The organism is Aquimarina algiphila (genome assembly GCF_947494415.1).
In the GTDB taxonomy this organism is placed as follows: Bacteria; Bacteroidota; Bacteroidia; order Flavobacteriales; family Flavobacteriaceae; genus Aquimarina; species Aquimarina algiphila.
Genome location: NZ_CANLVC010000007.1, coordinates 627,848 through 641,399, shown reverse-complemented (window position 1 = coordinate 641,399; position 13,552 = coordinate 627,848). Strand labels below are relative to the sequence as shown.

The 13,552-nt window shown below is 30.9% G+C and carries 12 protein-coding genes; 8 read left to right on the top strand and 4 right to left on the bottom strand.

Features of this window, described 5'->3' with window-relative positions:
* The first annotated feature begins 74 nt into the window (after positions 1 to 74).
* Together rpsO and PQF96_RS17395 are read left to right on the top strand one after the other, a co-directional pair.
* On the top strand, positions 75 to 344 hold the full coding sequence (gene rpsO, locus PQF96_RS17400; protein ID WP_109438722.1) for a 30S ribosomal protein S15: 270 nt from the start codon (positions 75 to 77) through the stop codon (positions 342 to 344).
* Positions 345 to 566: 222 nt separating this feature from the next.
* On the top strand, positions 567 to 2,759 hold the full coding sequence (locus PQF96_RS17395; protein ID WP_271767613.1) for a polyribonucleotide nucleotidyltransferase: 2,193 nt from the start codon (positions 567 to 569) through the stop codon (positions 2,757 to 2,759).
* Between the two features lie 77 nt (positions 2,760 to 2,836).
* On the opposite strand, the gene PQF96_RS17390 is transcribed toward PQF96_RS17395, so the two are convergent.
* From PQF96_RS17390 to PQF96_RS17375, 4 genes are all read right to left on the bottom strand, one after another.
* A complete protein-coding gene (locus tag PQF96_RS17390) occupies positions 2,837 to 3,892 on the bottom strand; it encodes a fatty acid desaturase family protein (RefSeq protein WP_271767612.1) in 1,056 nt (351 codons plus the stop codon).
* Positions 3,882 to 4,979, bottom strand: coding sequence for a fatty acid desaturase family protein (locus tag PQF96_RS17385; RefSeq protein ID WP_271767611.1), 1,098 nt, complete (start codon positions 4,977 to 4,979; stop codon positions 3,882 to 3,884). Before PQF96_RS17385 ends, PQF96_RS17390 begins: the two co-directional genes overlap by 11 nt.
* A gap of 115 nt (positions 4,980 to 5,094) precedes the next feature.
* Positions 5,095 to 5,481 carry a hypothetical protein gene (locus PQF96_RS17380; protein WP_271767610.1) on the bottom strand — a complete coding sequence of 129 codons (387 nt, stop codon included), beginning with the start codon at positions 5,479 to 5,481 and terminating at the stop codon, positions 5,095 to 5,097.
* Positions 5,482 to 5,483: 2 nt separating this feature from the next.
* Positions 5,484 to 6,185, bottom strand: coding sequence for an LA_2272 family surface repeat-containing protein (locus PQF96_RS17375; protein WP_271767609.1), 702 nt, complete (start codon positions 6,183 to 6,185; stop codon positions 5,484 to 5,486).
* Between the two features lie 156 nt (positions 6,186 to 6,341).
* On the opposite strand from PQF96_RS17375, the gene PQF96_RS17370 reads away from it, so the two are divergent.
* From PQF96_RS17370 to PQF96_RS17345, 6 genes are all read left to right on the top strand, one after another.
* Entirely contained in the window at positions 6,342 to 7,310 is a 969-nt protein-coding gene (locus PQF96_RS17370; protein WP_109438728.1) for a helix-turn-helix domain-containing protein, read from the top strand.
* Positions 7,311 to 7,491: 181 nt separating this feature from the next.
* Positions 7,492 to 8,565 (top strand): hypothetical protein, encoded by a 1,074-nt coding sequence (locus PQF96_RS17365; protein WP_271767608.1) that lies wholly within the window; start codon positions 7,492 to 7,494, stop codon positions 8,563 to 8,565.
* Between the two features lie 261 nt (positions 8,566 to 8,826).
* Complete coding sequence (locus tag PQF96_RS17360) at positions 8,827 to 9,381, top strand: RNA polymerase sigma factor (protein WP_271767607.1); 555 nt, start codon at positions 8,827 to 8,829, stop codon at positions 9,379 to 9,381.
* Positions 9,374 to 10,819 (top strand): hypothetical protein, encoded by a 1,446-nt coding sequence (locus PQF96_RS17355; protein ID WP_271767606.1) that lies wholly within the window; start codon positions 9,374 to 9,376, stop codon positions 10,817 to 10,819. Before PQF96_RS17360 ends, PQF96_RS17355 begins: the two co-directional genes overlap by 8 nt.
* 459 nt (positions 10,820 to 11,278) lie before the next feature.
* The gene (locus PQF96_RS17350; RefSeq protein ID WP_024772554.1) at positions 11,279 to 12,142 is read left to right on the top strand and encodes a sigma-70 family RNA polymerase sigma factor; all 864 of its coding nucleotides are present in this window, start codon (positions 11,279 to 11,281) and stop codon (positions 12,140 to 12,142) included.
* Between the two features lie 196 nt (positions 12,143 to 12,338).
* Positions 12,339 to 13,322, top strand: coding sequence for an aldo/keto reductase (locus PQF96_RS17345; RefSeq protein WP_271767605.1), 984 nt, complete (start codon positions 12,339 to 12,341; stop codon positions 13,320 to 13,322).
* Positions 13,323 to 13,552 lie beyond the last annotated feature (230 nt).

Genomic DNA, 13,552 nt, shown 5'->3' with positions numbered 1-13,552 from the left:
TACAAAAAATATTATATTTGCACGCTGATAGCAAAGCGCTATCGATACATAAAAATCATTTAAATAATATTGGAATGTATTTAACGAAAGAAGTTAAAGAAGAGATTTTTGCAAAACACGGTAAAGGAAAGAATGACAGTGGTTCTGCAGAAGGTCAAATTGCATTGTTTACTCACAGAATTACTCACCTTACAGAGCACTTAAAAAAGAATCGTAAAGATTTTAATACTGAGCGTTCTTTGGTAAAACTGGTAGGTAAACGTAGAGATCTACTTGATTATCTTAAGAAGAAAGATATTATGAGATATCGTGCAATTATTAAAGAATTAGATTTAAGAAAATAATTGAAAAAAAAGAGAGGCTACGTGCCTCTTTTTTTATATTTATAAATTAAAAACATTCATTACCAAAAGTTTTGAATGCATGCCTTAGTTTTTCATTGGTCGCGCAATTACTACAACAACAACACAACCTTGTCCGTCCGAGTAAGACGGAAACCAATGTTTAATGAAACGTATTGTCATAATAGTATTAGATAAGACAGATACGTTAGAATCAAAAAAATTATGATTCCAAAAGTTTATAGAGAGGTCATCGACCTTGGTGACGGTAGAGAGATTTCTATCGAAACCGGAAAATTAGCAAAACAGGCTCATGGTTCTGTTGTTGTGCAATCCGGCAATTGTATGTTATTATGTACAGTTGTTTCAAATTACAAACAAAGTGATGTAGACTTCCTTCCTTTAACTGTAGATTATCGTGAGAAATTTGCTGCAGCAGGACGATATCCTGGTGGTTTTTTCAAAAGAGAAGCAAGACCAAGTGATGGTGAAGTATTAACAATGAGATTAGTTGATCGAGTACTACGTCCTCTTTTTCCAAAAGACTATCATGCCGAGACGCAAGTAATGATCCAGTTAATGTCGCATGATGAAAATGTTATGCCAGATGCTATGGCTGGATTAGCAGCTTCAGCGGCAATACAATTATCTGATTTTCCATTTGAGTGTGCTATCTCAGAAGCACGTGTAGGTCGTATCAATGGAGAATTCATCATCAATCCAACCAGAGCTCAGCTAGAAGAATCAGACATTGATATGATGATCGGTGCTTCTGCAGATTCTGTTATGATGGTAGAAGGAGAAATGGATGAGATTTCTGAAGAAGAAATGGTGGAGGCTATAAAATTTGCTCACGAAGCTATCAAAGTACAATGTGCTGCTCAACTTAAATTAGCAGAAGCCTTTGGGAAAAAAGAAATTAGAGAATATGATCCAGAAAGAGAAGATGAAGATCTAGCTAAGAAAATTCATGAAATGGCTTATGACAAAGTATATGCCATTGCAAAAGCAGGTTCTTCTAAAAAAGAACGAGGTTTAGCTTTTTCAGAAATAAAAGAGGAAATAACAGCTACATTTTCTGAAGAAGAATTAGAAGATTTTGGTGATCTGGTATCAAAATATTTCTATAAAGCAGAAAAAGCTGCCATTCGTGATTTAACTCTTAACGAAGGATTACGTCTAGATGGTCGTAAAACCGACGAAATTAGACCTATCTGGTGTGAGGTTGATTATTTACCTTCAACTCATGGTTCTTCCATCTTTACAAGAGGAGAAACTCAAGCATTAGCAACGGTAACTTTAGGAACCTCCAGAGAAGCAAATCAAATTGATATGCCCTCTTATGAAGGAGAAGAAACTTTTTACCTGCATTATAACTTCCCTCCTTTTTCTACCGGAGAAGCACGACCTATTCGAGGAACTTCTCGTAGAGAGGTAGGACATGGTAATTTGGCTCAACGCGCATTAAAGGGAATGATTCCTGAAGATTGTCCATATACTGTTCGTGTGGTATCAGAGGTATTAGAATCTAACGGTTCTTCTTCTATGGCCACTGTTTGTTCTGGTACTATGGCATTAATGGATGCTGGTGTGCAATTAAAAAAACCAGTTTCTGGTATCGCAATGGGGTTAATTTCTGATAGTGAAACAGGAAACTATGCTGTTTTATCTGATATCTTAGGTGATGAAGATCATTTAGGAGATATGGACTTTAAAGTTACTGGTACTGCTGATGGTATTACTGCCTGTCAGATGGATATCAAGGTAAAAGGTCTTTCTTATGAGATTCTGGTAAATGCATTAAAGCAAGCTGCTGATGGTCGTTTACATATACTTGGAAAACTTACTGATACTATTGCTACTCCAAATGCTGATGTAAAAGCTCATGCTCCAAAAATGGTAACCAAAACTATTCCAGGAGAATACATTGGTGCTTTAATCGGACCTGGTGGGAAAGTAATTCAGGAATTACAAAAAGAAACAGGTACTACTATTGTGATCAATGAAGATCCTGTTACCGAAGAAGGGAATGTAGAAATTCTTGGAACTAACCAAGAAGGAATTGATGCTGTATTAGCAAAAATAGATTCTATTACGTTCAAGCCTGCCGTTGGTAGTGTATATGAAGTGAAAGTAATCAAAATGTTAGATTTTGGTGCTGTAGTGGAGTATATGGAAGCTCCAGGTAACGAAGTACTTCTTCATGTTTCGGAGTTAGCTTGGGAACGTACAGAAAATGTTAGTGATGTTGTAAACATGGGTGACGTTTTTGATGTGAAATATTTCGGAATTGATTCTAGAACACGAAAGGAAAAGGTTTCTAGAAAAGCTTTATTACCTAGACCTCCTAGACCAGAAGGTGGTGATAGAAAAAAGGATGACAGAAGACCTCCTCGTAGAGATAAAAAAGAAAATTAATTTTCTTTTATTATGATAATAAAAAAGAGTCCTTAAAAATTTTTAAGGACTCTTTTTTATTGATTAAACTATTTCTTTTATGCTTTTCCTAATTGCCGTAGATGCAATAAATGAGACCTAATTCCGCCCAAATATGATGTTTGGTTCGGAATTATATTATTATTGATCAAAACCTTATATAATATTTTATTTAATTCTGGATAATAGACATGATGAATATGTGGAAAAAGATGATGAGCAATATGATTATTAAAACCTCCAAAAATAAAATTAGCTATTTTACTAAAAGGATAAAAATCATTAGAACTCTGTATTTGATTCATTAACCATGAAATTTTTATAAAGCCATTGGCATTAGTTTTAGGATAAACCACTCCTTCGATATGATGCGTCATAAAAAATGTAAAGAGTAAAAAGATTGATTGTATTAAATGCATTAAGAAAAACCCAATCAATACTATACCCCAATTTTGATTACTCAATACTATTGGTAAAACAATTAAATATAATACATAAACCATTTTCTGCATCCAAAAAGATATCATATAGCGAAGAGTTTTAGTTTTCCCAGGCAATTTTCTAGTAAAAAAGACCTTAAAATCTTTTACAAATATCCAAAACAAAGAATACGTGGTATATAAAAAAGGTGCATACCAATGCTGAAATCGATGATGTTTTTTCAATCTGCTTTCTGGAACTACTCTTATTAAATCTGTTATCTCCAAATCAGTATCATACCCTTCTACATTTGGTGCATGATGATGTGATGTCACATGTCTATCTTTCCAAGCCTCTGCATGAGCCCCTACTATTGTATACAAAATAATGAAACAGTAATGATTTGCTTTCTTATTTTTAAAAATTGTATTATGTGAAAAATCATGTGCAAAATTAAACGCAAATAACAATGATATTATCCCATACAATACAAAACACCCCATAAACAACAACGTATTTGTAATCATATAAAGAGAAACATAAGTGATTATCGTTAATATCAAATAAACAAAGCATTTAAAGATTAGTATTCTATTAAATCGTTTCGGACAAAAAGATAGCTTTTGATTTATTTCTACCTGAATTGTTTTCAACAAATCGGCATGTAATTGGTTATAAATATGTTTAGATTTCATAAGCCATAGGTTTAAATTCTGTTTGTTCTCCCATTTTCTTTAAGAATCTAAAATGTGATTTTAATGCTTCGAGATATGACATTTCCATATAAATAATACCATGTTTTTTTGCTAATTTTCTAAAAATGGGTAGTAATTTAATATAGTGTACGTGACAAACATTGGGTAAAAGATGATGTAATGCATGTGCATTAAACCCACCCAAAACCCAGTTCAAAAAAGAGCTATCTACATTATAATCAACCGATGTACACATTTGTAATTTTGGCCAACTCATTGCTAGCCTACCTTCTACATCAGTTTCTGGATGTTCTACATAGTCAGACAAATGAGAAACCGCCAATACTGCTGTAAAAATTATAGAAACTAAAAAATGATTAAAAAGAAATGCTAATAAAATAAAGCGCCAATCAAATGGCAACAATAGACATGGTAACACGACCATATAAGAGAGGTAACATACCTTAAAAAAAATAAGTTTAACAATCTCCCATTTCGGAATTGAAATTTTAATAGTTCTGCTAGAGCGATTAAAAATCATTAAAAACTCTCTAAACAAAAACCAATTTAATGAATACAATAGATATAAAAATGGAGTGTATAGATGCTGAAACTTATGATACCACTTTAAATCCTGACTCGTAGTCATTCTCACTAAGGGGTTATGAATTATATCTATATCACTTCCTTCTATATTAGTATACAAATGATGTGATTCATTATGGTTCTTACCCCACACATAAGCATTGTTTCCTTGTAAATTAAAACTTAATTGGAATAATAATTTATTCCAAAATTTACTTTTGACAGCTACTCCATGTGCAGCATCATGCGAGACATTAAATGCCGTTAACAAAACCGATATTCCTAAGAGAATATATAAAACAAAAAATATCCAAACACTGGACGAAGTAATCATCAAAGAATAAAACAGCATCACAAGCCCAAAATACATTATTATCTTAAACATCATCTTTTGGTTTCCTGTTTTATTGATCTTGTTTTCTTCAAAATAATTCTTAATACTTTCATTTAATTCTTTATAGAATAAAGAACCTTCATCCTTAGAAAATTTTATTTTTTTCATAATTATTCATTTTTAAAATTCGACAGAAAAGAGTGCGCATACAGTAATAAGACTCTTACTGTTTACAAATACATTATTGATAATTAATTAAGTAATAACTATTACTTCAAAGGGATTACTTTTTGTTATGTGATGTACTGTCTTTAAAAATTCCAATTTTCACATTCCCAGTTTTAGACAAAAAAACTAACAATTGCTCTCTAGTAGAATGCACATTTATTTTTTGTGTTCGCCAATGTTTTATAAACGAGACTATAGTCGTCAATGGATTGGAGACACATACATCAAAAACTCCATCTCTCAAGGATCCTTTAATATACTTGGTAGTTTTTTGAACTCCAGATTTCATTAAACTCACTTTTAATGTTTTTTTATTTAATAATTTGATACGGGTAAACGAATCTCCTTTTTCAGGAATAAGCCCAACCAAATTTCCTGTAAGCACATAAAATGCTTCAAACTTATAATCTCCTTCTATACTCAGATTGCTTGTGATTTTCATAACTAAGATTCCTTAATTTTTGTTTTTTTCTTCGAAAACTGCCAATTAATAAAGGGTAAGGAACGTTTTTCGTTTTTGTTCCATAGCCCTATTTGAATTCCTCTATGGTCTGTACTTTTGTTAAAAAGTCCTATTTGAAGTCCGACTCCTTTTACTTCAATATCATTTATAGCACCTATTTGCACTCCTGTATAGTAATAGGTTTGATTTCCCAAAACGGAGGCAGAGATTCCAAAACCTTCATACATTTCATTTCCATAAATGGATAAAGATATTCCTCGTTGTTCTTCTATAGAGTTTCCTATTCCAGCAAAGGCAATTCCATTTACTCTTTGTAAATATTGTCCCATCAAAGCTCCAGAGATGCCATCAACAGCTATATCCCCTATACTGCCTCCAGAAATATTAATCCCATATACATGATCTGTTAGTGATTTCATATCTGCTCCTCCAGAAATAAGGGTTGATGGTGCCATAAAATAGAACACTCCTAATCCGGGAGCTTCTAGTCTAAAGCCATAAGATCTGGTCAAAGTTGTATTATTTTCATTAAGAAAATCCTTAGGAACAACTCCCAACGATAATCCAATAATATCACTATTACTACTATGAAAGGTCCATGCTGGAAAATATGTTTTTCTATTCTGACCAACTACAGATATCGAAATCAACAATACAATGATTATTAAAATTCTATTTTTCATTCTTTTTGTTTTTAAAATTCAACAAGTCAAAATTATTGTGATAAAAACAATTAAGAAGATATAAATCGCGAATGTGAAATTATTTTTTTGCGAAAATCACAAAAATTAGTTTATTTTTGATACACTGCCCATTATGATTAGCTAAATAACCAATTGATGATACAAGAAAACTTTCTAGAACTTATTAAAAAACAGATCGATCCTAAAACCTCTTTGATTGATGAAGTAGCTACCGCATTAGATATAAGCTATGATGCTGCGCACAGAAGAACTAACAAGAAAAGTAAATTATCATTAGAGGAAGCCGTATCCTTAGCCAAATACTTTAGTCTTTCTATTGATCAATTATTTTCTAATGAAGACGAACATATTGTAGCAGTAAAAAAAACAGCACCTATAACTGACATGGAGAGTTTACTGGTATATTATGAAAACTCTTATAAATCATTATCTCCCTTAGTTAATAATCCAAATGTAGAAATGATATATTCAGCAAAGGATTTACCAATTTTCTACACCTCAGATGATAGTTTATTGTCAAAATTTAAAATGTATGTATGGCTAAAAATTCTGGATTCAGGAATTAACGATGTTAAATTTACTTCTTTTAATCCACCACTGTCTATTCTAGAAGCAGCAAAACGTCTTGGAAACATCTATAATAATCTTAACTCTATAGAAATATGGGATATCACCACAATAAACAGCACCTTAAAACAGATACATTTCTATTTTGAAGCCAATTCTCTTTCTTCTGATGATGCCTTAGAAATATGCAATGATCTTCAGAAGTTGATTGATTCGATTGCCAAAAAAGTGATTTCACAAAAAGATACTTTTAAGTTTTATTATAATGAATTATTACTGATGAATAATACGGTTTTAGTAAAAACCCCTTCAGAAAGGTCCTTATATGTCCCTTTCACCATTCTTTCATATTACAGAACTAATGATGTAATCACGTGTGATCAGGCAGAAGAGTTTATAAAAACCCAGATAGAAGGTTCCAAATTATTAAGTACTGCCGGAGAAAAAGAAAGAAATCTCTTTTTTAATAAAGTCCAAAAAAAGATTAATGCACTACGATCACTAATTGAAGCTCATGATGTACTTGATTTTGAGTAATCTCAGCGCAAATCTAGTCTTATTTCGGCATATTAAAGTTATTATTCTAAAGACTTATCGTCTTGCGGCATAAGCATTTTACATACTATCAGAGCAAATTATTACAAGAATCATTTTATAAGGTCACGCAACCTTTTGGCACTTGTTAGTCTATACAACATAGATCCAAAATAGTTTGATTATGATAAAGTTTAAATTTTTTTTAATACTGGTTTTATTAACCATAACCTCATTAGCCACGATAATTTCTTGTACTAATGAAACCTTTGATTTATTCCCTGATAATATTCAGAAAATTGATACAGAATCAACATTATTTAATTCATTAAAAAGCATATCTCAAAATGAGAATGATGTTGCCGAACCTATTTGTGTCACTTTTATATACCCTTTTAATGTATACTTATTTAATGATGATTCAGAAATTGAAGATAGCCGGATAGTAAATAACAATTTGGAATTTGTAGAACTTCTTGGAAATGTTGAAAATGACACGGGAGGTATAGGATTAAGTTATCCTATTACTACCATTCTAGCCGATGGTAGCACATTTAGTATACACAACAATGAAGAATTAAAAGAAACCATAGAAAAGTGTATCGAATCAGAAATCATCAATTATTGTAATAGAGTATTAGAAGAGAAAAATTGTGTTTGGAAAATAACATCATTGACAGAAAACTCCAGGTATAATAGTTCTCTACTAGATTTTTATGAAGATGGTACCGGAATTTTTTATGATAACGGAAATGCCTATAGAACTTCTTGGATATCATTAATTTTAGAAGAAGAATTACATGTCAACATTCATCTTGAAGGAGATTCTGAAGTTTCAGAAGATTGGAATTTTGATTGGAAAGCAATGATAATAGATGAAGATACTATAGAACTATCCAATGGAGATAAAAAATACAGGATTAAGAAAGAATGTGACGTAGATAATGCTTGTGATTATGTTGAATTTAGAGAATGTGAAATACCCAACTCAGAGCATACTGCAGCATTTGTTTTTGATAATTATACAGATTGTATTCTTTCATTCCAGGAAAACACTACTGCTGTACTTTCATTATCATTTTATGAGACTCAGGAACAAGCAGAACAAGAAATAAATAGATTAAACTCCTCTTCTTATCTCAATACCACTAATCCACAAATAGTTTTTGTTAACGTTAAAAACGAAGACACTACAGAATCAAAAATCATTAGAATTGTATTATTTGCTGAAGCCTGCAATAGTCCTGAAGAGAACTAATCTATTTTGTTCAGTATCCTTACCTCTTTCTGGGGTAAGGTTACTTTTTTTAATTGTAGTTATTTTTCATATGAATTGATTATAAATAAAAAAACTAATAATTAACGCAACCTTTTAAAACAATACAGTCTAAAAGAATGAACATGATGATTAATGTATTATTTTTAAATACCACATGCTTAGCATTAAAAATTTAAACGCTTTTTATGAATCATATAGAGTTCAAATACAGATAATGGTCTTTATAAAGCTTAAAACCAATTGGACACAAGAAAATTAATTAAGAAGTGCCAAAGAAATAACCGCAAAGCGCAGAGTGAATTGTTTCATCTATATAAGGATATACTTTTTGCCCTGAGTCTAAAGTATTGTAAAAATTATAGCGAAGCAGAAGATAATTTACAGGATTCATTTATCACTATTTTTAAAAAAATAAATCAATATAATTTCAAGGGATCTTTTGAAGGTTGGATGAAAAGAATAACCATCAATAAAGCCATTGACAAATATAAAAAAGCACCTTTGTTGGATGTAAGCATCGATGAAGAAAAAATTGCTGATACCAGAGTTGATCCTGAAACATTAAATTTTCCGTTAGATGAATTATTAGCATTTATACAAGAACTACCTGATAGATATAGATTGATTTTTAATCTATATGAACTAGATAATTATTCTCATAAAGAAATAGCCAATATGCTACATATTTCTGAAGGAACTTCTAAATCTAATTTGCACAGGGCCAAAGTTATACTAAAGACCAAAATACTATCGAGTAATAATTATTTAAAAAAAATTGCAATAAGTAATGGCTGACCCAAAAGATATAGGAAAAGCTTTTAAAGAAAAACTTAAAGGTTTTGATCAAGCCCACAGTACATTGACGTGGGAAGATATAGAACCTAAGTTACCTAAAAAAAGAGAAAATGCCCTTTCATACTGGGCAAAAGGTGTTGGTATATCTTTATTGCTCCTTTTGTTAATTTTATCTACATCAGATACTTACCCTGATAGCAACACTTCCATTTTATCAAATAATTCGATTCAGCAAAATCATAGCACTATAGACCACTGTGAAGAAATCGATACGCATCAAAATAATCAAATTATTGTAAACAATATTGAAAACAAATCTATTGTATCTGCTTTAAAAGCATCAGAAGTAAATACTGATAATGCAATATTAAATATACTATCTCTACCATATAATACATCCAACTACAAACGCAATTCATCAACAAATACGAGCAATTCAAATTCTAAATTTAAAACTACTACTACAGTTCGTTCTACATTTAGAGATAAAAGCAATTCATCAAATACTACACAAAAAAACAATCTTTCATTAGGAAAAAAAGAGAATTCATATACTAATCCTAGTATAGATAAAAACAAAGAGTACCCTAAATATCAAATAAAATCAGAAAAATTAGGTGCAGAAATATCAAATTCAAAAAAATCATCAATTCATACTAGAGATAAGAACTTTACTGAAAATGAAGAAAGGTCTTTGGAAAATGATTCAATTCATAAAAAAGAAACTTTAATCACTATGCGTAAGCCAAAGGATACCTTAATATACATGAATCCTTTAAAGAAAAAACCATTTCAGAAGTTTAGTCTGGCATTACATGTTGCTCCAACATACTTAATTCCTTTAAGTGGATCTTTAATAAGTGATCGCTTATCAGAAAACAAAAACAATGGTAAAATAAGCCTTAATTACGGCATTGTTTTTAAGACATATTTTAATGAAAAAACTGCTTTAAGAATCGGATATAATAGATTAAAGTTAAGCAATACTATAAAAAACGTTCCTGCAACTCAATTATCTGCTGCATTAAGTGATGCTGGAATATTCTTTTCTAGTAATGATACTATTCAAAATTCTGAAGATGTAGATTTGACCCAAAAAACAAAACTGCATGAACTTTCTATAGGAATGCAATATAGTATCATAGACAAAAAAATAAATACATCCCTAATTGGAGGGCTAAGCTTTCTGTTTTTTGACAAAAATAATATTAAAATTAACACTGCATCAAATGATTTTAGGGTAGGGAGTAATGAAAATCTGCTTAAGACCAATTTTAGCATTCACATGGGGGCAAATTTCAGATATGAGCTTTCAAAAAAAATTATGTTTAATGTAGAGCCCCTTATCAACTATCAATTAAAAAATGCTAGTGAAAATTCTAATAGTTATAGTCCATTACATTTTACTATCCAAACTGGATTTTCTTATGAGTTTTGAAATAAATATTTTTTCAAATTGTTTTTATTTTGATTACTTTTTTAGGTAAACCTATCTTCCTTCTATACTTAAATAAGGAACTTGTAAAAAGTATATATATTTAGGCTTAACTCAAATAAATTAATATTTTTTTTCTCAAGAAAATTTTTATTACTAAAAATAACTGTTGCTTTCATAGTAATTCTATTTGAATTTGCCTTCATGTATTACCTCACAAAACATAATATACTGATTTTAAAAACGTTAAATCCTTTCGCACAATGTAACAAAGAATATTAAATCTTAAAAAAACAAGAAAAAATTCTGTAATCTTTTCATTGAAAAAGCGACTAATATTTTGTTATAAATTGATAAATCATAAAATAAAATCAACCTTTTTGTAACATTTTTATAACATTATACGTATTATTAATAAAAGGCCCTAAAAATTCACAAAATTAAACTTCAAGGAGAACATAGATGAGACAACTTAAAATTACGAAGCAGGTAACGAATCGTGAGACTGCATCGCTAGATAAGTATTTGCAAGAAATAGGAAAAGTCGATCTTATTACTGCAGATGAAGAGGTGGAATTAGCTCAACGAATAAAAGCTGGTGACGAGAGAGCCCTTGAAAAACTAACGAAAGCAAACCTTAGATTCGTGGTATCTGTTGCAAAACAATATCAAAACCAAGGACTTACACTTCCTGATTTAATTAATGAAGGTAACCTAGGATTAATAAAAGCAGCAAAACGTTTTGATGAAACAAGAGGTTTTAAATTCATTTCGTATGCTGTATGGTGGATTCGTCAATCGATTCTACAGGCACTAGCAGAACAATCTCGTATTGTACGTTTACCATTAAATAAAATTGGTTCTATAAATAAAATTAATAAAACATATGCTTTCTTAGAGCAATCTCATGAGCGCCCACCAAGTGCCGAAGAAATTGCTAAAGAACTTGATATGACTATTAATGATGTGAAAGAGTCTATGAAAAACTCTGGACGTCACGTCAGTATGGATGCACCTCTTGTTGAAGGAGAAGATTCTAACCTTTATGATGTTTTAAACTCTGGAGAATCTCCAAATCCTGACAGAACATTATTACATGAATCTTTACGTACAGAAATAGAACGTGCTTTAGAAACCCTTACACCAAGAGAAGCTGATGTTATTCGTTTATATTTTGGTCTTGGAGATCAACATCCAATGACTTTAGAAGAAATTGGAGAAACATTTGATTTAACACGTGAACGTGTACGTCAAATTAAAGAAAAAGCAATTCGTAGATTAAAACATACATCTAGAAGTAAAATATTGAAGACTTATTTAGGATAAATTCCTAAATTGCGGTTACAAACAGTTTTATAACATAACTGTTCGTTTTTTGATTGATGAATGACCTCCGGCTGATTACCGGAGGTTTTTCATTTATATGGTTTTTAAAACAATTATATTTAAAATTAGTAATGTGCTATTGGAAGATAAATTTATAACTTGTACGAACTAATTTTAATGTAGATCTAATCAAAAAATGAAAAAAAGAAACTTAGGAAAGAATGGATTTGAAATAAGCGAGGTTGGTTTAGGTTGTTGGCAGATTGGTGGAGATTGGGGGAATGAAATCAACAAGGAAAAAACTTTCGAAATTCTTGACGAAGCTGTTAATAATGGAGTTACATTTTTTGACACTGCAGATGTATATGGTAATGGAAGAAGTGAAGAATTAATCGGTGAGTTTTTAAACAACACTCATGCTAAGATTAAAATTGCAACAAAATTTGGGCGTAGCTCAAATATATTCCCTGATAATTATACCGAGCAGGCTTTAAGAAATAGTGTGGATGCTTCAAGAAAACGCTTAAATATAGATTGCATTGATTTATTGCAGTTACATTGCATACCAACAGAAGTATTAAAAAAAGGGGAAATTTTTAATTGGTTAAGAACCTTAAAAAAAGAAGGAAAAATCACTCATTTTGGAGCCAGTGTAGAAAGCGTAACACAGGGTTTATTATGTCTTGAACAAGAAGGACTTCAATCACTTCAGGTTATTTATAATGTTTTTAGACAAAAATTAACCCAAGAATTATTACCTCAAGCATACACAAAAGGTGTGGGGATTATTGTTCGCTTACCTTTGGCAAGTGGTCTACTCACAGGGAAATTCTCTGAAAAAACGCAATTTTCAAAAAATGATCACCGAAACTTTAACCGCGATGGAGAAGCTTTTAATGTGGGAGAAACTTTTGCAGGACTTCCGTTTGACAAAGGGTTAAAATTGTTGGATGAATTGAAAATGTTATGTCCTCAAAATATGACAATGGTAGAAATGGCTCTTAGATGGATATTGGATCACAAAGAAGTATCGACCATTATTCCTGGGGCAAGCTCTCCTGCGCAAATTCAAGGAAATTCAAAAACTAGTAATTTACCACCTCTATCAGAAAAACTAATAACTGATTTAGAAGAGTTTTATAAAAAAAATATTCATAACCATATTCGAGGAGTTTACTAGACAATGTTAGATTTAGATTAAAATAAAGAAGATAACAGTAGCTAAAAACATCCATAACTCCTATTTGACCTCTACAACATAGTTCTGTAACTAGATAGCGTGATTAATCAAAAAACAACGTGTTTGCTGGTTGTCAAATCTTTTCATTCAGCTTTAAAAACAAAAAGCGAAAAAAAAGATTTGACTTTTCGTAAATCCGAAAAATAATCAATTGTGGTCTGCCTTAAATG

Excerpts from the sequence above, each read along its gene's own strand:
- rpsO (WP_109438722.1), top strand. The coding sequence starts at position 75 with ATGTATTTAACGAAAGAAGTTAAAGAAGAGATTTTTGCAAAACACGGT.
- PQF96_RS17395 (WP_271767613.1), top strand. The coding sequence starts at position 567 with ATGATTCCAAAAGTTTATAGAGAGGTCATCGACCTTGGTGACGGTAGA.
- PQF96_RS17390 (WP_271767612.1), bottom strand. The coding sequence starts at position 3,892 with ATGAAATCTAAACATATTTATAACCAATTACATGCCGATTTGTTGAAA.
- PQF96_RS17385 (WP_271767611.1), bottom strand. The coding sequence starts at position 4,979 with ATGAAAAAAATAAAATTTTCTAAGGATGAAGGTTCTTTATTCTATAAA.
- PQF96_RS17380 (WP_271767610.1), bottom strand. The coding sequence starts at position 5,481 with ATGAAAATCACAAGCAATCTGAGTATAGAAGGAGATTATAAGTTTGAA.
- PQF96_RS17375 (WP_271767609.1), bottom strand. The coding sequence starts at position 6,185 with ATGAAAAATAGAATTTTAATAATCATTGTATTGTTGATTTCGATATCT.
- PQF96_RS17370 (WP_109438728.1), top strand. The coding sequence starts at position 6,342 with ATGATACAAGAAAACTTTCTAGAACTTATTAAAAAACAGATCGATCCT.
- PQF96_RS17365 (WP_271767608.1), top strand. The coding sequence starts at position 7,492 with ATGATAAAGTTTAAATTTTTTTTAATACTGGTTTTATTAACCATAACC.
- PQF96_RS17355 (WP_271767606.1), top strand. The coding sequence starts at position 9,374 with ATGGCTGACCCAAAAGATATAGGAAAAGCTTTTAAAGAAAAACTTAAA.
- PQF96_RS17350 (WP_024772554.1), top strand. The coding sequence starts at position 11,279 with ATGAGACAACTTAAAATTACGAAGCAGGTAACGAATCGTGAGACTGCA.
- PQF96_RS17345 (WP_271767605.1), top strand. The coding sequence starts at position 12,339 with ATGAAAAAAAGAAACTTAGGAAAGAATGGATTTGAAATAAGCGAGGTT.